Annotated in this window: 10 protein-coding genes; 9 read left to right on the plus strand and 1 reads right to left on the minus strand. The window is 65.9% G+C overall.

Annotation, left to right across the window (positions count from 1 at the left end; all coding sequences use genetic code 11):
• Positions 1–3,780, minus strand: a complete 3,780-nt coding sequence (locus tag RBA41_RS22420; RefSeq protein WP_306626465.1) for a GH36-type glycosyl hydrolase domain-containing protein — start codon at positions 3,778–3,780, stop codon at positions 1–3.
• A 232-nt stretch (positions 3,781–4,012) separates the two neighbouring features.
• Between RBA41_RS22420 and RBA41_RS22425 the strand changes: the two genes are divergently transcribed.
• From RBA41_RS22425 to RBA41_RS22465, 9 genes are all read left to right on the plus strand, one after another.
• Positions 4,013–5,053 (plus strand): LacI family DNA-binding transcriptional regulator, encoded by a 1,041-nt coding sequence (locus RBA41_RS22425; protein ID WP_306626466.1) that lies wholly within the window; start codon positions 4,013–4,015, stop codon positions 5,051–5,053.
• A gap of 18 nt (positions 5,054–5,071) precedes the next feature.
• Positions 5,072–7,939 carry a TonB-dependent receptor gene (locus tag RBA41_RS22430; RefSeq protein WP_306626467.1) on the plus strand — a complete coding sequence of 956 codons (2,868 nt, stop codon included), beginning with the start codon at positions 5,072–5,074 and terminating at the stop codon, positions 7,937–7,939.
• A 12-nt stretch (positions 7,940–7,951) separates the two neighbouring features.
• Positions 7,952–9,376 carry a glucoamylase family protein gene (locus RBA41_RS22435; protein WP_306626468.1) on the plus strand — a complete coding sequence of 475 codons (1,425 nt, stop codon included), beginning with the start codon at positions 7,952–7,954 and terminating at the stop codon, positions 9,374–9,376.
• Positions 9,373–10,647 (plus strand): sugar ABC transporter substrate-binding protein, encoded by a 1,275-nt coding sequence (locus RBA41_RS22440; RefSeq protein WP_306626469.1) that lies wholly within the window; start codon positions 9,373–9,375, stop codon positions 10,645–10,647. The genes RBA41_RS22435 and RBA41_RS22440 overlap by 4 nt, the downstream gene beginning before the upstream one ends.
• The gene (locus tag RBA41_RS22445; RefSeq protein WP_099877599.1) at positions 10,644–11,522 is read left to right on the plus strand and encodes a carbohydrate ABC transporter permease; all 879 of its coding nucleotides are present in this window, start codon (positions 10,644–10,646) and stop codon (positions 11,520–11,522) included. Before RBA41_RS22440 ends, RBA41_RS22445 begins: the two co-directional genes overlap by 4 nt.
• Positions 11,519–12,352, plus strand: a complete 834-nt coding sequence (locus tag RBA41_RS22450) for a carbohydrate ABC transporter permease (protein ID WP_306626470.1) — start codon at positions 11,519–11,521, stop codon at positions 12,350–12,352. The genes RBA41_RS22445 and RBA41_RS22450 overlap by 4 nt, the downstream gene beginning before the upstream one ends.
• Positions 12,349–15,429, plus strand: a complete 3,081-nt coding sequence (locus tag RBA41_RS22455) for a discoidin domain-containing protein (RefSeq protein ID WP_306626471.1) — start codon at positions 12,349–12,351, stop codon at positions 15,427–15,429. Before RBA41_RS22450 ends, RBA41_RS22455 begins: the two co-directional genes overlap by 4 nt.
• Positions 15,426–16,874 carry a GH1 family beta-glucosidase gene (locus RBA41_RS22460; protein WP_306626472.1) on the plus strand — a complete coding sequence of 483 codons (1,449 nt, stop codon included), beginning with the start codon at positions 15,426–15,428 and terminating at the stop codon, positions 16,872–16,874. Before RBA41_RS22455 ends, RBA41_RS22460 begins: the two co-directional genes overlap by 4 nt.
• A gap of 489 nt (positions 16,875–17,363) precedes the next feature.
• Positions 17,364–19,064 carry a ShlB/FhaC/HecB family hemolysin secretion/activation protein gene (locus RBA41_RS22465; protein WP_306626473.1) on the plus strand — a complete coding sequence of 567 codons (1,701 nt, stop codon included), beginning with the start codon at positions 17,364–17,366 and terminating at the stop codon, positions 19,062–19,064.
• The last annotated feature ends 44 nt before the right edge of the window (positions 19,065–19,108 follow it).

Raw genomic sequence — 19,108 nt, forward strand, 5'->3', positions numbered from 1 at the left:
TCAGGCCGCGCGCAGCACGATGACCACGCGGTGCGCGGCGCCATCGGCCTTCATCGGGATCATTGCCGCGCCGCCTTCGATCGGCGCTTCCTGGCCGTCGAGCGAGGCGGCCACCACCAGCGCGCCGTCGCCGATGGCATCGTTGATCACTTCGATGTGGTAGCTGGTGGCGCCGTCCGGCAGGCGGTAGCGGATGCTGAATCGCGGCCACGCCGCCGGCACCACCGGCTTGATGCGGATCGCCGCGCCGCCCACCAGCGTAAAACCGAGCACCGATTCGAGCGCGACCCGGTAAGCCCAGCCGGCCGAACCGGTGTACCAGGTCCAGCCGCCGCGGCCCACGTGCGGTTCGGCGCCGTAGATGTCGGCCGCGATCACGTACGGTTCGACCTGATAACGCGCCACCGCTTCCGGCGTGAGCGTGTGGCTGATGGGGCTGAGCATTTCGAGCAACTGCGCGGCGCGCTCGTTGCGGCCCGCTTCGGCCACCGCGCGCACCGCCCAGCAGGCCGCGTGCGTGTACTGGCCGCCGTTTTCGCGCACGCCTGCCACGTAACCCTTGATGTAGCCTGGGTCCTGCACGGTGTCGACAAACGGAGGCGTAAGAAGGCGAATGAGGCCGTCGCGGTCCGACACCAGGCGCTCTTCCATCGCATCGAGTGCCATCTGCGCGCGCGCTTCAGGCGCCGCGCCGGAGATCACGGCCCAGGCCTGGGCCAGCGCGTCGATCTGGCATTCGTCGCTCTGGCTTGACCCCATCAGCGCGCCGTTGTCGTAAAAGGCGCGCCGGTACCATGCGCCATCCCAGCCGTCGCCATTGAGCGCGCCGGCCAGATGGTCGCGGTAGGCGCTGTAGGCGGCGATGCGGGCGCTGTCGCCGCGCTTTTCGCACGCAGGCAGGAAGTCGCTGATGATGCGGAACAGGAAAAAGCCCATCCACACACTCTCGCCGCGGCCTTCGCGTCCGACCCGGCTCATGCCGTCGTTCCAGTCGCCGGTGCCCATCAGCGGCAGGCCGTGCGCGCCTTTTGTCAGCGAGCGGTCCAGCGCGCGGCAGCAATGCTCGTACACGTCGGCGCTCACGCCCGCTGGCTGCGGCTGCAGGAATACTTCGTCCTCGCCGTCTTCCAGTTGCGGCGCGGTCAGGAAGCCTTCGACTTCATCGAGCACGCTCCAGTCGCCGGTGGACTTCAGGTAGAAGGCGGTAATGTAGGGGAGCCACAGCAGGTCGTCCGAAAAACGCGTGCGCATCCCTTTCTCCAGCGGGGCGGGGTGCCACCAGTGCAGCACGTCGCCTTCCACGAACTGGTGCGCGGCGTGCAGGCAGATCTGCTTGCGCGTCATTTCGGGCAGGGTGTAGATCAGCGCACTGGCGTCCTGCAGCTGGTCGCGGTAGCCGAATGCGCCGCCCGACTGGTAAAAGGCCGAGCGGCCCCAGATGCGGCAGCTCAGGTTCTGGTAGGCCAGCCAGCCGTTGACCATCAGATCGATTGCCGGCACCGGGGTGGCGATTTCGATGGCGCCGACGGTGTCGAGCCAGAACTGGCGCACCTCAAGCAGTGCCTGGTCGACCGCCGCGCCGCTGCGGTAACGCCGCACCAGCGCCTGCGCATCCTCGCTGGAGGTGGTTTCGCCCAGCAGCACGGCAAATTCGACCTGCTCGCCGGCGGCGATGGTCAGGCGCGCCTGGAACGCGGCGCACGGATCGAGACCGGGGCCGGTGCGCCCGTCCAGGCGCGCCTCGCCCAGCGCGGCCGGACGGGCGGTGGTGCCCTGGGGGCCGATGAAGGCGGCGCGGTCGGCGCTGTGAAAGCTGGCGCTGGCCGGCGGCGCGAGCAGGGCGGCGAAGGTCACGCCGTCCGCGAACGGGCCGGCCATGCGGTTGGTGGCCAGCAGCACGCCGGCGTCCCACGTGGTGCACACGTGGCGCGCGCTGTCCGCGGTGGCGCCCAGCACCAGCTGCTGGAACGAGAACAGCGACAGGGTGCGGCTGCGCGCATCGGTATTGCGCACGCGGATGCGCACGATCTTGAGCGGGTCATGGCGCGGCACGAACACCGTGCATTCCTGCTCGAAGCCGTAGCTGGCATGGCGGAAGGTGGTGTAGCCGAAGCCGTGCACCGCTTCGTAGCCGGCGGCGGCCGGCGCCGGGCCGGGCATGGGCGACCACCAGCTGCCGTCGTCCTCGTCGCGCAGGTACAGCGCTTCACCGTGCGGGTCGCGCACCGGGTCGTTGAACCAGGGCGTGAGCCGGTGTTCGCGGCTGTTGCGGCTCCAGGTGGTGCCGGCGCCGGTTTCGCTCACCAGTACGCCAACCTGCTCGTTGGCGATCACATTGGTCCAGGGCAGGGGCGGGCGTGACAGGCCCGTGGCGCCGTCCCAGGCGAGCCGGATCACGTATTCCTTGCCGTCGCTTGAGAAGCCGCCGTCGCCGTTGAAGAACTGCAGCGGCGCCGGTTCGGCGTCGTCCTGCGCGTGCTTGCGCTGCGGTGGACGAGGCGGGCGCAGGATGCTGGCGCGCGGCGCGAATACCGGCAGCTCGCCCTTGACCACCATGCGCGCCTGCGCGCCAATGCGTTCCAGGTCGGCGCTCAGCACCTGCATCGGGTCGAGCAGGGTGACCGGGCCTTGCAGGCCGGGCCAGTCGGCGGCGGCGCCGGCCAGCACCAGGTGCAGGGGCAGGGCCAGCGCTTCCCAGTAGCGCGCCGCGTCGAGCAAGGCTTGCGCGTGCGGGTCGCGTGCACCGATCGTGTGCACCACGCACAGCACGCGTTCCTTGGGCAGGCCCAGGTTGTTGGGAACGGCATCGCCGGACACGCGCGCGTCGCCCGGGGCGCGCAAGGCGCGCTCGCCATACAGGATGGCGGCGGCCAGCGCTTCGGCGCAGGCGGCTTGTTCGGAGTCCAGTGCCAGCGCGGTCAGGAGGGCGGCGCGCCGTTCGCCCGCCGTGCGCGCTGCCAGTTCCGGCGACGGTGCGCTCGCCAGCAAGGCCAGTGCGGCATCGCGGTTGCCCGCCGCGCCCAGCGTGAAGGCGATGACGGCATTCGCCTCCGGCGCCAGCGTCACGTTGCGGCGCAGGCTGAACGAGGGATCGAGTACATTGCCGGCGGTGCCCGACAGCGGCTCGCTTGTCGCCAGCGCGGCTGGCGCGGCCAGGCTGCGGCCACGCCCGATGAAGCGTTTGCGGTCGGTCTCGATGCCGGCTTCCTCGCCGCCGCTGGCGGCATGCACCAGCCAGATACATTCCTCGCCGGCGCCGCGCGGACGGCGCCGCGCCAGCACAGCGCCGGATGCCGGAACCGATTCGGTCTGCACGAACAGTTTGGAAAAGGCGGGATGCGCCGCTTCCGCCTCGCGCTTGTTCAGGACCACCTCCAGATAGCTGGTGACCTCGATGCGGCGCGCCTTCGCGCTGGTGTTACGCAAGGTCAGGGTGCGCAGTTCGACGTCGCTCTCCGGCGCGACAACGATGTCGAGCCGCGCTTCGATGCCGAGGTGGCGGCAGGTCAGCCACGCGCCGCCATCGTCGCTGCCGAAGCCATGGCGGGCGCCGGCGGCGGTGCAGGGCTGGGCTCCGACCGACCAGAACTCGCCGCTGTCGAGGTCACGCAGGTAGATGAAGTAGCCGTCGCCATCTTCCACCGGGTCGCCCTGCCAGCGCGTCAGCGCATGCTCGCCGAGGTCCGTCGCGCCGGTGCCCGCAGCCGTGACGAGCACCCGCAAATGACCGTTGGAGAGAAAGCGGGCGCCGGCGGCTGGGCTGAATGGAATCGGAGTCATGGGCAGGGAACGGTGGTTTTCATTAGTGGCAGCGTAATGTAAGCGGTTACATCGTGATAAATTTTACATGACATCCTTGTTGAAACCGTGGAATTTCGACCATTCGCCGTACTTTTTTCAGTGAAAAATTTACAAAAAAACCACGGTGTGCTGAGCTCGATTGGGTTACATTAGGAAAAATGTAATCGGTTACCCGACTTCTATGCAGGAGGAATGACAAGGTGGCGTTTTTATGGCGGTAACGATCAAGGATGTGGCGCGGGCGGCGAATGTGTCGGTCGCATCGGTGTCGCGCGCGTTGAACGGCAGCGGCACCGTCACCGAGGAGACGCGCAAGCTCGTGCTGGCTGCCGCGCGCAGTCTGCGCTACATACCGCACAGCGGCGCGCGCAGCCTGTCGACCAGCCGCACCCAGACCATCGGCGTGGTGCTGCCGGACCTGCATGGCGAGTTCTTTTCGGAGCTCATTCGCGGCATCGACATGGCGGCGCACCGGCGCGGCCTGCATCTGCTGGTATCGAGTTCGCACGGCGACGCCGGCGAAGCGGCGCTGGCCATGCGCGCCATGAGTGGCCGGGTCGATGGCCTGATCGTCATGTCGCCCCACGTGGACGCCGGTTTTTTGGCCGACAACCTGGCCGACAGCCTGCCCATCGTGCTGCTCAACACACGCGCCACCGGCCACGATTGTTCCGCCCTGGCGGTCGACAACCATGGCGGCGCCGCCGACATGGTGCAGCACCTGGTCGAGATGGGGCACCGCAGCATCGTCATGATCGCCGGGCCTGCGGACAACTTCGAATCGCAGGAGCGCCTGCGCGGCTTTCGCGAGACCATGGCGCGCCTGCTGCCCGGTGTACCGGCGTTCGAGCCGGACGTGCTGCGCGGCGACTTCGGCGAGGAATCGGGCTACCGCGCGGGCCAGCAGCTGCGCGCCCTGAAACGCCTGCCGGACGCGGTGTTCGCCGCCAACGACATGATGGCGATCGGCTGCCTGTTCGCGCTGGGCGAGGGCGGCCTGGTGGTGCCGCGCGATATCGCGCTGGTCGGCTTCGACGATGTGCCGACGGCGCGTTTCGTCACGCCGCCGCTGACCACCGTGCGGGTACGGATCACCGAAATGGGCAGCCGCGCGCTTGAATGCCTGGCCTTTGAAATCGAAAACCCGCAGGGAACGAAGAAAACGGTGCAGGTGGTGCAGACGGAACTGGTGGTGCGGCGCTCGTGCGGCGCGCACGCGCAGGGCGTCACGGATACCGACAACAAAGAATAACGACAACTGGAGAACCGCATGAAAATGAAAGCAGGCGTGCGCGAGCTGCGCAGGGCATTGGTGGGACTGTCGACGGTGGCCATGCTGGCCGCCGCGCCGGCGCAGGCGCAGTTAAGCAGCGCCACCATCAAGGGACAAATCACGCAGAGTGGTGCGCCCGCGGCGCCGGCCACGCAGGTCGTCGCCAGCAACACGGCCACCGGCTACAACTACCGCACCACCACCGCAGCCGATGGCAGCTATGTGCTCACCGGCCTGCCGCCGGGGGAGTATGCGATCAAGGTCGGCGGCCAGACCACCGAAAAGCTCACGCTGGCGATCGGCCAGACCGCCTCGCTCGACCTGTCGGTGGGCGCCGCCGATCCGGCGAATATGGCGCAGGTGGTCATTTTGGGGTCGGCAGCGCGCCGTGACGTCAAGACGTCCGAAGTGGGCACCAGCGTGTCGCGCGCGCAGATTGAAAGCCTGCCGCAGGTGTCGCGCAACTTCCTCGCCTTTGCCGACCTGGCGCCGGGCGTGCGCTTCGACGTCGAGGCCAAGACCGGCTACGGCTCCCTGCAGGGCGGTTCGCAGAACCAGGATAACGTGAACGTCTTCATCGACGGCGTCGGACAGAAAAACTACATTCTGCGCGGCGGCATGTCCGGGCTCAACTCGTCGCGCGGCAACCCGTTCCCGCAGTCGGCGGTAGCCGAGTACAAGGTGGTTTCGCAAAACTACAAGGCCGAATTCGATCAGGTCAGCTCCACCGCGATCACGGCGATCACCAAGTCGGGTACCAACCAGCTGCATGGCGATGTGTTTTTCGACCGCACCGGCGCCAACCTGACCGCCTACGATCCATTCCAGAAGAAGCGGAAGGAAGAGGGCGTGGACCGTCCGCGCTACTCCCAGAAGCAGTACGGCGCCACGCTCGGTGGGCCGATCAGGGAAGACGTGATGCATTATTTCGTCGCGTACGAAGGCAAACGGATCGACACGCCGCGCCAGGTCGTCGCGCAGCGCCAGGACTTGCTGCCGAACGCCGGCATCGTGCCGTCCCTGCTGGCGCAGGCCGGATCGGCCACCTCGAAATTCAAGGAAGACCTGGTGCTCGGCAAGCTCACCACGCGCATCGGCGAAGACCACCTGATCGAACTGTCCACCCGCATCCGGCGCGAGAACGACCTGGTGCCGGAAGACTTCAAGCTGTCGGTGCCGGGCAACGAGAAGGACCGCAAGAACGACGAAACGCGCTTCGACCTGAAACACGAATTCACACGCGGCGACTTCCTCAACGAGGCGCGCATCGGCTACGAAAAATTCCACTGGAATCCGAGCGCGCTGCAATCGACTCCCTACGTCAAATACGTGGTCTCGCCGAGCAACGAGACCAAGAACGTGGTCGATGTGCTGTTTACCGGCGGCTCGCCGGACTCCCAGGACCGCATGCAGAAAGGGCTGTCGTTCAGCGACAGCCTGACCTGGACGGGCCTGGCCGGCCACACGATCAAGGGCGGGGCCAAGATCAAGAAGGTCGACTTCAACCTGTATGGCACCTCGCGCAGCATCGATATCCGGCGCGAGATGATCGACAACGTGACCGGCATTCCGCGCGCGTTTGAAGTCTTGCCCGCCCTGGCACCCACCGGTGTGAGCTACGTCGACCGCCAGTACGGCATCTATCTGCAGGACGACTGGAAAGTGACGAAGCAGCTCGAACTCAATCTCGGCCTGCGCTGGGACTACGAGACGAACATGCTCAACGACAGCTACGTCACGCCGGCCGACCGTGCGGGCCTGTTCGGCAAGCAGGACCCGCGCGCGGGCGCGCCTGCGGGCCAGACCTATGCGCAGTCGCTGGCCAAGGGCGGCGTGACGATCGGCGACTACATCAGCACCGGCTCGAACCGCAAGTCGTTCAAGGATGCGTGGCAGCCGCGCGTGGGCATGTCGTACGACGTTTTCGGCAACAGCAATACCGTCTTCTTTGCCGGCGCCGGGCGCGCCTACGACCGCACCATCGCCAACGCGGCGCTGGACGAACTGCAAAAAAACGCGCAGCCGGGCGGCGAAATCTGGCTGATCCGCAGCGAACACGAGCTGCCGTACACCGACCAGTTCAGCATCGGCGTGCGCCAGGCGCTGGGCGCGTGGAATACCGAAGCCGGCGCCACGGTGTCGCGCAGCCGCAACCAGTTCAACTGGTTCGGCGGAAACCGCGACGTCAACGGCGGCTGGGGCAATGCCAGTCCGACCGATCCGATGTTCAGCTCCGTGCCCGGTTACGGCACCCTGATCCTGGGCGACTTCATTTCGCAGGCAAAGACCTCGTCGGCCTACCTGAAGGGAGACAAGCCGTTTTCGACCACCTCCGGCTGGGGCCTGGCCGCCACCTACACCTACTCCAAGGGCGAGACCACCAACAAGGAGTGGACCAACGATCTTTTCAACTGGACCTACGGTCGCTATGCCCATTCGTGGAATCCGTCGACCAACGTCGAGCGCCACCGCCTGGTGATGGCGGGGATGAGCGACCGCCTGCTCCCGTTCGGGATCATGCTGTCGTCCAAAGTCACCCTGGGCAGCGGCCTGCCGTACCGGATTACCGACTGCTCCAAAGGCTTCAATGCCTGCGTGTCGCGCAAGGGCGATGGCGGCTCGTTCCGCGAAGTGGACCTGGCCATGGCCAAGGATATCGGGGTCGGTTTCGGCAAGGTCTCGCTGCGGCTCGATGTCCTGAACGTGTTCAACACGATTAACTACGCCGGCTACGACGCCTGGGGCGGCGGACCGACCGCCAACAATCCGAACTACCTTGGCGGCGACAACGTCAAGCTGGGAACGCCGGGCGAAGTTGGCGGCCCGATGCGCACGGTCAAACTGAGCGCGCGCTACGCATTTTAATAAGGGAAGTTGATGAGAAAACGCTTGATGCCGATGGCGGCGCTGGTTGGCGCCATCGCGACGATGCCGCTGGCGCCGGCCGAAGCTTCGCCGGCCAGCACCGGTCCGGCGGCGGCGCTGCTGGACGACCTGTCCGAACGCACCTTCCGCTTTTTCTGGGAGACCGCCAATCCGGCCAACGGGCTGGTACCCGACCGCTATCCGTCGCCGTCGTTCTCCAGCATCGCGGCGGTCGGTTTCGGCCTGACGGCGTACCCGATCGGCATCGAGCGTGGCTACATCACGCGGGTGCAGGCGCGCGATCGCGTGCTGACCACCCTGCGCTTTTTCCGCAATGCGCCGCAAGGCAAGCAGGCGCAGGGCATGAGCGGCTACAAGGGTTTTTTCTATCACTTCCTGGACATGAAAACCGGCGCGCGCAGCTCCAAGTCGGAGCTGTCGACGGTCGACACGGCCTTGCTCATTGCCGGCGTGCTGCACGTGCAGTCGTATTTTGACGGGGCAGGCGAAGAAGAGGCGGAAATCCGCCGCCTGGCCGACGAACTGTATCGGCGCGTCGACTGGCAGTGGGCACAGGCGCGGCCACCGTCCATCGTCCTCGGCTGGCATCCGGAAACCGGCATGCTGCCTTACGACTGGCGCGGCTACAACGAAGCGATGCTGGTGTACGTGCTGGCGCTGGCGTCGCCGACCCATCCGGTCGATCCGAAGGCGTGGGACGAGTGGACCAGCACCTACGACAAGACCTGGGGCACTTCGTGGGGCCAGGAGCACCTGGGGTTCGCCTCGCACTTCGGGCACCAGTATTCGCACGTCTGGATCGATTTCCGCGGCATCCAGGATGCCTACATGCGCAAGCGCGGCATCGATTACTTCGAAAACAGCCGGCGCGCCACCTACGCGCAGCAGGCTTACGCGATCGCCAATCCGCTCGGCTGCAAGGGTTACGGCGCCAACCTGTGGGGCGTGACGGCCAGCGACGGCCCGGCCGATGCCACCATCACCGACGGCGGCAAGCGGCGCAAATTCCGCAGCTATGCGGGGCGCGGCATGGGCAAGGAGCATGCCGACGATTGCACCATCGCCCCGACCGGCGCGGCGGCATCGATCGCGTTCGCGCCGGAGATCGCCATCCCGGCGATTACCGACATGCACGCGCGTTACGGCAAGCAGATCTACGGCAAATACGGCTTCCTCGACGCCTTCAATCCGAGCTTCGACTTCGGCATCAAGCTGGCCAGCGGACGGCGCGTGCCGGGCTTCGGCTGGATCGACACCGACTACCTGGGCATCGACCAGGGCCCGATCCTGGCCATGATCGCCAACTACCGCGACGAATCGGTCTGGCGCGTCATGCGCGGCAATCCGGTGATCCGCACCGGCTTACGCCGCGCGGGCTTCACCGGCGGGTGGCTGGAGAGCGAGGCCAAGCCATGAATTTGCGGCGGCGCCACTGGGTTGCCGGTTCGGCGCTGGCGCTGCTGCTGGCCGGCTGCGAGCGGCGCAGCGGCGGTCCGGTGGAGCTGCGCCTGTGGGCCATGGGGCGCGAGGGCGAGGTGGTCAAGGAACTGCTGGCCGACTTCGAGCGGGCCAATCCAGGCATCCGCATCAAGGTGCAGCAGCTGCCCTGGCTGTCGGCGCAGGAAAAGCTGCTCACCGCGTTCGCGGGCGACGTCACGCCCGACCTGTGCCAGCTGGGGAACACGTGGATACCGCAGTTCGCGGCACTGGGCGCGATCGAGCCGCTGGGCGACCGGATCGACCGGCCCGACGGCGTGGCCAGTGCCGACTATTTTCCCGGCATCTGGGCGTCCAATCAGATCGACGCCCAGTTATTCGGCGTGCCCTGGTATGTGGACACGCGCCTGATCTACTACCGCAAGGACTTGCTGGCCGATGCCGGTTACGCCAAGGCGCCTGTCAGCTGGGCCGAATGGACCGAGGCGATGCGCGCGGTGAAGCAGCGCAGCCCGCAAAACTACGGCGTGCTGCTGCCGCTCAATGAATACGAACAGCTGCTGTCACTGGCGCTGCAGCAGGAGGCGCCGCTGCTGCGCGACGGAGGGCGCTTCGGCGACTTTCGTCACGCCGATTTTCGCGCAACGCTGCAGTTCTACCTCGACCTGTTCATGAATGGCCTGGCGCCGCGGCTGTCGGCCACGGCGATTTCAAACGTATGGGACGAATTCGCAAAGGGATTCTTCGCGTTCTATATCTCGGGTCCGTGGAATATCGGCGAATTCAAACGCCGCCTGCCGCCTGAGAAGCAGCACACGTGGATGACGGCGCCGCTGCCGGGACCGCGCGGCCCCGGTGCGTCGGTGGCCGGGGGCGCCAGCCTGGTGGTGTTCAAGGCGTCGCAGCACAAGGAAGAGGCGTGGAAGGTGGTCGAGTACCTGTCGCAGCCCGCCGTGCAGCGCCGTTTTTACCAGATGACCGGCAACCTGCCGCCGCGCCGCAGCGCGTGGAACGATCCGGCATTGCAGGACGACCCGTATTCGGCCGCGTTCCGCGAGCAGCTCGAACGCGCCAAATCGCCGCCCAAGGTGCCGGAATGGGAGCGCATCGGCACCGAAATGCGCATCGTCACCGAAGCGCTGGTGGCGGGGCGCATGACGATCGAGCAGGCCGTGACGGAACTCGACGCGCGCACCGACCGCATTCTGGAAAAACGCCGCTGGATGCTCGATCAGCGGGGCAGGGCATGAAGACCGGCCGCGCCGCGTGGTGGATGGTGGGGCCGCCGCTGCTGGTGATCGGCGTGTTTTTCTTCGTTCCGGTGCTGGCCGCGCTGGCGATGAGCATGACCGACTTCGACCTGTACGCGCTGGCGGACCTCAAGAACCTGCGCTTCATCGGCCTGGCCAACTATGCGGAGCTGCTGCAAACGCCGCTGTTCTGGAAAGCGCTGGGTAACACGCTGTTCTTCGTGGTGGTCGGCGTGCCGCTCTCGATTGCCGCCTCGCTCGGCGCGGCGCTGCTGCTCAATTCACAGCTGGCGTGGTTCAAGCCGCTGTTTCGCACCGCGTTCTTCGCACCGGTGGTGACGTCGATGGTTGCCGTCGCCGTCATCTGGCGCTACCTGTACCACTCGCGCTATGGCTTCATCAATTACGGGCTCGATCTGGTGGGGCTGGCGCCGGTCGACTGGCTGGGCGATCCACGCTTCGCAATGCCCTCGATTATCCTGTTCGCGGTCTGGAAGAACTTCGGCTACAACATGATCATCTTCCTGGCCGGCCTGCAAAGCATACCGGGCGACCTGTACGAGGCGGCCGAACTCGATGGTGCGCGCAGCGTCGCCATGCTGCGCCATATCACCTTGCCGGCGCTGGCGCCGACCATGTTCATGGTCAGCATCCTGACCATGGCCGGCTACTTCCAGCTGTTTGCAGAACCGTACATGATGACCGAAGGCGGGCCGCTGCAAAGCACCGTCAGCGTGTTGTACTTCATGTACGAGCAGGGCTTCAAGTGGTGGAACCTGGGCAGCGCCACGGCGGTTGCCTTCATCCTGTTCCTGCTGATGTTCGGCGTGACCATGCTGCAGATGCGCGTGGCCGGGCGCGGGCTGGAAGAATGAGCGCGCGCGCCAGTACCGCGCCCCGGCGCGTATTCGTGAATGCCATGCTCGCACTGTGCGCGCTGGTGGCCATGTTCCCGCTGCTGTGGATGACGTCCGTGTCGTTCATGGCGCCTGGCGAGGCCAGCCACTTTCCGCCGCCGCTCCTGCCGCACCAGGCGACGCTGGCCAACTACATGGAGCTGTTTTCGCAGGCCGGGATCGGGCGCTATTTCCTCAACAGCCTGATGCTGGCGCTGGCCGCCACCATGCTGTCGCTGGCGTTCAACGTGGGCGCGGGCTATGCGTTCGCCAAGCTGCGCTTCGCGGGGCGCGAGCGCATCTTCAAGCTGCTGCTGGGCGCATTGGTGATTCCGGGGCAGGTGGCGATGCTGCCGCTGTTTTTGATCATGAAGCAGATGGGTCTCGTAAATACCTACATCGGCGTTCTGGTGCCGGCGGCGGCCAGCATCTTCGGCATCTTTTTGGTGCGCCAGTACGCGCTTACCATTCCCGACGCGCTGCTGGAGGCGGCGCGGCTCGATGGCGCCAGCGAATTTCGCATTTTCCGCTCGATCGTGCTGCCGCTGCTGGCGCCGATTCTGGTGACGCTGGCGATCTTCAGTTTCCTGGGCAGCTGGAACGACTTCATGTGGCCGCTGATCGTCCTCACCGACAAGGACCTGTACACGCTGCCGGTGGCGCTGGCGTCCCTCTCGCGCGAGCATGTGCAGGATAACGAAATGATGATGGCCGGGTCGGTGCTCACCATCCTGCCGGTGCTGCTGCTGTTCCTGGTCTTGCAGCGCTATTACATTCAGGGCCTGCTGGTCGGGAGCGTAAAGGGATGAGACTGTGGCCGCTGCTGGTGTGCACGATGATGAGCGCCCACGCGCAAGAGCGCATCCTGGACGACTTCGAGCAGCCGCTCGCGTGGAAGACCGTGGTGTCGGATGGCGTGAGCGCGGCCGCATCGGCGGCGCCTGGCGTGCAGGGGCAGGGCATGCGCTTCGATGTCGACTTCGGCAGCGCCGCCGGCTACGCCGCCGCGCGGCGCGCGCTGCCGCTGGACTTCGACGGCGACTATGCGATCTCGTTCTGGATGCGCGCCGATGCGCCGGTCAACAACTTCGAGCTGAAACTGGTCGACGCCAGCGGCGACAACGTGTGGTGGGTTAACCGGCCGAACTTTGCCATGTCGCGCGAATGGCAGAAGGTCACCTTCAAAAAACGCCATATCGATTTCGCCTGGGGGCCGATCAAGGACCGCACGCTGCGCCGCACCGAACAGATGGAACTGGTGGTCAGCGCCGGGCGTGATGGCGGGCGCGGATCGGTCTACATCGACGACCTGCGCATGCGCGCCATCGCGCCCGCCGGTCCGCCGCCGGAACCCGTCATCTCCGCCACGCCAGGCGCGGTGACGGTGGACTATGGCGTGCCGCGCGAATTCGGCGGCATGGTGCTGCACTGGGCCGACGGGCTGCACGCCGCACGCTACGACGTGGCGTTCTCGAACGACGGCGACACCTGGCGCACGGTGCGCCAGGTGGTCGATGGCACGGGCGGCGCCGATCCGCTCCTGCTGGGCGAGTCGGAGACACGCTACGTGCGCGTGACGATGCATGACGCGGCGGCGCACCGGCATCGGCTGGAGCGGATCGAACTGAAGGACCTGGCATACGGCGCGTCGGCGAACAGCTTCTTCCAGGCGCTGGCGAAGGATGCACCGCGCGGCCATTACCCGCGCGGGATGTCGGGGCAGCAGAATTACTGGACCGTGCTCGGTGTCGATGGCGGCCGCGAGACGGGGCTGATATCGGAAGATGGCGCCATTGAAGCGGCGCGCGCCGGATTCACGATCGAGCCTTTTGTGGTCGACGATGGAAAGCTTGCCACGTGGGCCGATGTGACGGTGTCCCAGTCGCTGCAGGATGGCTACCTGCCGATACCGTCGGTCGCCTGGACGGCGCCGCGCTGGCAGCTGCGCACGACCGCTTTTGCGCAAGGAACGCCAGCCAGTTCCCAGCTCATTGCACGCTACGATGTGGCCAATACGTCGTCCGCGGCGATCTCGCTGCGGCTGGTACTTGCGCTGCGCCCCTTGCAGGTCAATCCGCCGATGCAGTTCTTGAACACCCCGCCCGGCGTGAGCCCGATCCGCACGCTCGCGTTCAATGGCGACAGCTTTGCCGTCGATGGCGCCACGCGCGTGTGGAGCCTTTCCGCCCCCGCACTGGCCGGCGTATCCTCGTTCGACAATGCCGCGATTCCGGCGCGCTTGACTGGCGACGGCTGGAGCGCAGTGCGGCAGGTAAGCGACCAGGCCGGCTTCGCCTCCGGCGCGCTGGCCTATGACGTCACGCTGGCGCCGGGAGCGAAGGCGGTGTTTGGCCTTGCCTTGCCGCTCAATGGCCAGCCGGGTGCGCCCCGACTGGCCGGCGTCATGCCGGAGCAGTGGCTGACGGCGATGCAGGAGGAAGTCGCGGGACAGTGGCGCGCACGCCTCAATCGTGTGTCGATCAGCGTTCCGCCCCAGGCGCAGCCGCTGGTGGACACCTTGCGCTCGTCGCTGGCGCACATGCTGATGACGCGCGACGGCGCGGCACTGATGCCGGGCACGCGTTCGTATGCGCGTTCCTGGATACGCGACGGCGCGATGATGTCGGAAGCGCTGCTGCGGCTCGGGAACGACAGCGTCGCGCGCGACTACGCCAACTGGTTTGCCCCGTACCAGTTCGCGAACGGGAAAATTCCCTGCTGCGTGGACCGGCGAGGGTCCGATCCGGTGCCCGAGAACGACAGCCAGGGCGAGTTCATTTTTCTGGTGGCGCAGTTGTGGCGCTACACGCATGACCGCACACTGGTGGAGCGGCTCTGGCCGCGCGTGAAGGCGGCAGCGGCCTACATGGAGCAGCAGCGCCAGTCGGAACGCGGCGCGGCCAATCTCGCGCCGGCACGCCGCTTGCTGTATGGCTTGCTGCCGGCGTCGATCAGCCATGAAGGGTATTCGGCCAAGCCGATGCATTCGAACTGGGATAATTTCTGGGGCTTGCGCGGCTATCGCGATGCGGCCATGCTGGCCGCGGTGCTCGGCAAGCCCGCCGACGCCGCGGCCTTGCGCGCGCAGGGCGACCAGTTCGAGCGCGAGCTGCTGGCATCCCTGCGCCTGACCGCCAGCACGCACGGCATCGGCTACCTTGCCGGCGCGGCGGAACTGGGCGACTTCGATCCCACGTCGACCACCATCGCGCTCTCGCCCGGCGGGTTGCAACAACGCCTGCCGCAAGACCTGCTGCACGGAACCTTCGAGCGCTATTGGCTTGAGGCGGTGGCGCGGCGCGACGGACGGCGCGAGTGGAAGGACTACACCCCGTACGAACTGCGCAACGTGGCCGCCTTTGTGCGGCTGGGATGGCGCGATCGCGCGCACGAACTGCTCGATTTTTTCATGCGCGACCGCCGGCCGGCCGCCTGGAACCAGTGGGCCGAAGTGGTCGGGCGCGACGCGCGCGAGCCGCGCTTTGTGGGCGACATGCCGCACGGCTGGATTTCGTCGGACTTCATCCGTTCTTCGCTCGACCTGTTTGCCTATGAGCGCGAATCGGATCAATCGCTGATCGTCGCTGACGGTGTTCCGGCGGCGTGGCTCGATGGCGCCGGCGTGCACGTGCGCGGACTGCGCACCGCCTACGGCCCGCTCGACTACACCATGAAGGCGCAAGCGGGCGGCGTTAGCATGACGATTGCAGGTAGCATGCAGGTGCCGCCCGGCGGCTTGATCATGCGTGCGCCGGATGCGCGCTGGCATGCGGCGCACACCACCATCAACGGCAAGGCCGCGCGCTGGCGCGCCGGCGAACTGCGCATTGCCGCGCTACCGGCCACCATTTTCATCGCAGTCAAGACCACCAAGGGAAAACCATGACGAACGCAATTCAATTTCCCAAGCACTTCCTGTGGGGCGCATCGACGTCGGCCTACCAGATCGAAGGCTCGCCGCTGGCCGATGGCGCGGGGCCGAGCATCTGGCAGCGTTTCGCTCACTCGCCCGGCAATATCCGCGATGGCGACACGGGCGACGTGGCCTGCGACCATTACCGCCGCTCCGCGCAGGACGTGGCGCTGATGCGCGAGATCGGCCTGCAGGCTTACCGCTTCAGCATCTCGTGGAGCCGCGTCATGCCGTCCGGGCGTGGCGCGGTCAATCCTATCGGGATCGGTTTCTACGACGAGCTGGTGGACCGCTTGCTCGCGCAGGGCATCAAGCCGATGGTCACGCTGTTCCACTGGGACTTGCCGGAAGCGCTGGATAACCAGGGCGGCTGGCTCAATCGCGACAGCGCCGACTGGTTCGCCGACTATGCGCGCGTGATGTTCGACCGGCTCGACGACCGCGTCGCGTCGTGGGCCACGCTGAACGAACCGTGGGTGGTGTCCGACGGCGGCTACTTGAACGGCACCCTGGCGCCGGGGCACCACAACCGCTTCGAGGCGCCCATCGCGGCGCACAACCTGATGCGCGCGCATGGTGCGGCGGTCAAGGTCTACCGCGAGGTGGGCAAGCACGAGATCGGGCTGGTGGTGAACCTGGAACCGAAGTACCCGGCCAGCGACAGCGCGGCCGACCAGGAGGCGGCCGCACGCGGCCACGCCTACATGAACGGGCAGTTCCTCGATCCGGTGTTTTTCGGGCGCTATCCCGAGAAGATGAAGGACGTCTACGGCGACGCCTGGCCCGAGTGGCCGGCCGAAGATTTTGAGCTCATTCGCCAGCGGCTCGATTTCATTGGCGTCAATTACTACACGCGCAGCGTCACGCGCGACGAAGCGACAGCGTATCCGCTCAGGGCGGTGGCGGTGCGCCAGCCGCAGGCCACCTACACGGAAACTGGCTGGGAGGTGTACGCCAAGGGCCTGAGCGACACGCTCGAATGGGTCGCTGCGCGCTACGGCAATCCGCCGCTGTACATCACCGAGAACGGCGCGGCGTTTTTCGATCCGCCGGTGGCCGAAGGAGGGCGGGTGCACGACCCGCTGCGCGTGGACTATTATCAGAAGCATCTGCGCGCGATCCACGAGGTGATCCAGAAGGGCGTCGACGTGCGCGGCTACTGCGCCTGGTCGCTGCTCGACAACCTGGAATGGGCGCACGGCTTCTCCAAGCGCTTCGGCATCGTGCATGTGAACTTTGCGACCCAGGAGCGCACGCTCAAGGACAGCGCCTATTTCTATCGCGAGGTGATCGCCACCAACGGCGCCGTGCTCGATGGCGTGCCGGCGCGGCCGTCCGTATGGAGCGGGGCGGCCATGTGGACCGAGCGATCGGCTGCGCCAGCAAACCTTGTTGCCAAACACGCCGGTGACGATTAGGCGGCAGGGAAGAACTGCTTGAACAAGACTTGGGACCCGGAGCTACTTGGCCGGGATTGCACTGGTTTGCCTTCCGCCGCAGATTCGGAACAGATGAGTTGAACGGTGAAGTCGCCAAAATCACTGGCAGTTACAAAATTGTGTTGTATTTATGCTGCAAAAAAATAAAGACGGAAGTGAGAAAAGAAATGCCTGTTTGCAATCAAAATTACCTATGAAGGTAGCATTTTTATACCGTATGGTGCTTTTGTGCATTCAAGGTAAATTTTGATCAATATCAAAAATTGGCATGATGTTGTTCATAAACAATTTCTCGAATGCACGTACATCTGCTAAACTGCTCGATTCGTTACGATTTGTGCAATAGAGCAGGCCATGTATATGGGCTGTCGCCACCAGCCCATGCTTCTCACTCAAACCAAAATATCGCCTTCCTTCCCCCCTCGCCGCAGCAGCTTGGGTTGCCTCGTGCGCACCGCACTATTGGTCATGTCGACATCCGCCGCCTCGGCGCAACAGCTTCCGGTGCAGGGCGCGGTTACGCTCAGTCCGCTCGACATTGCGCAGGAAGGGATCCGGCGCCAGGAGGAACGCACGCGCGAACAGCAGCAGCAATTGCAGACCAAGGCCGACCTGCTGCAACCGGCGCAGGCTGCCAGCGACATGAGCAAGTTGCCGATCGAGAAACCCTGTTTCGTCATCAAAACCATTACTGTCGGTAGCGAGCAGGAGCTCGGCTCGATGGCATCGACCGTGGCGCCGTTCGTCGGCCAGTGCGTTGGCGTGCAAGGTGTACGCCAGATCGCCGCCGTGCTCGACGCCAGGCTGATCGCGCTCGGTTACGTCACCACACGGGTCAGCCTGCCCCAGCAAAACCTGAGTGACGGCAAACTGGTGTTCGCCCTGCACATCGGCCGTGTCGCCGGCGTCAAGATGGTCAAAGCCGGGGTTCCGGGCGACGTGGCGGACAATGACTGGGGCACCTGGAAAAACGCGTTCCCGCTATCGGCCGGCGACATGCTCAACATCCGCGACCTGGAGCAGGGCGTCGAGCAGATGAAGCGCTTGCCGAGCCAGACTGTCACCACCCGCATCGAGCCGGGCATGGATGCCGACACCAGCGTCGTCCTGGTCGAGCGCACTGCCGCTACCTTGCTGGAGCGCACGCGCGCCTCCGTGACTCTGGACAACTCCGGCTCGGAAGCCCTGGGCCGTGCGCAGTTGTCCGGTTCGCTGTCGCTCGATAACGCTGCCGGCCTGAACGATATCCTCAGCCTGAGCAGCAATATCAATGCCCAGCAGCCCAGGCGCGACCATCGCAGCTACAGCCTGTCGGCCAACTACAGTATTCCCTGGGACTACCACACCTTCAGCGTGTCGCACAGCAGCAGCCGCTTCGCCCAGTTCGTGCAAGGAACGACCGCGCGCTTTCTGTCCAGCGGCAGCAGCAAGACGGCCGAGGCCAGGTGGAACTACCTGGCGTGGCGCACGGCGTCGGCCAAGGCCGGCGTGTATGCCGCCATCTCGACCCGGCGCGCGCAGAGTTTTCTCGATGACGTGGAACTGGTCGTGCAGCGCCGCCGCACCACCAGCGCCCAAGGCGGCGTGACCCTGAAGCAGTACCTCGGCCAGGGCATGCTCGACCTCGACCTGGGCTATCGCAAAGGTGTCGGCCTGGGCAGCGCGGAAGACGATTACCCGAGCGCGGCCGACGGCGGCCTGACCCTGCGCCCGCGCATCTTCAGCTTCAACGCATCGTACAGCCAGCCATTCAAGCTGGCCGGCCGCGCGCTGCAGTACAGCGCCAGCCTGCGCCTCCAGAAAACCAGCGACATGACCCTGTCGGCCGACCAGATCAGCATCGGCGGGCGCTACAGCGTGCGCGGCTTCGATGGCGACAGCGTGCTGCTGGCTGAAAGCGGCGCGATCCTGCGTAACGACCTGTCGACCGGCTTGCCATCCATCGCCGGGATCGACAGCAGCGCCTTTATTGCACTCGACGTCGGCAAGGTGTCGGGTCCCAGCACGCCTGGCCTGGTCGGCGATACGCTGGCCGGCCTCGCTGCCGGCATACGCGGCAGATGGAAGGGCGTGGTGTTCGATGTCAGCCTCGCCACCCCGGTCAGCAAGCCGGAGCGTTTCAAAACGCGCTCGCTCACCCCTTATGCATCGATCACGTATTCACGCTGATCGACGCAGTTCCTGTCAGTTAGTCCCCGCAGCACACCGTTTGA

The organism is Massilia scottii (assembly GCF_030846495.1).
GTDB classification, from domain to species: domain Bacteria; phylum Pseudomonadota; class Gammaproteobacteria; order Burkholderiales; family Burkholderiaceae_D; genus Telluria_A; species Telluria_A violaceinigra.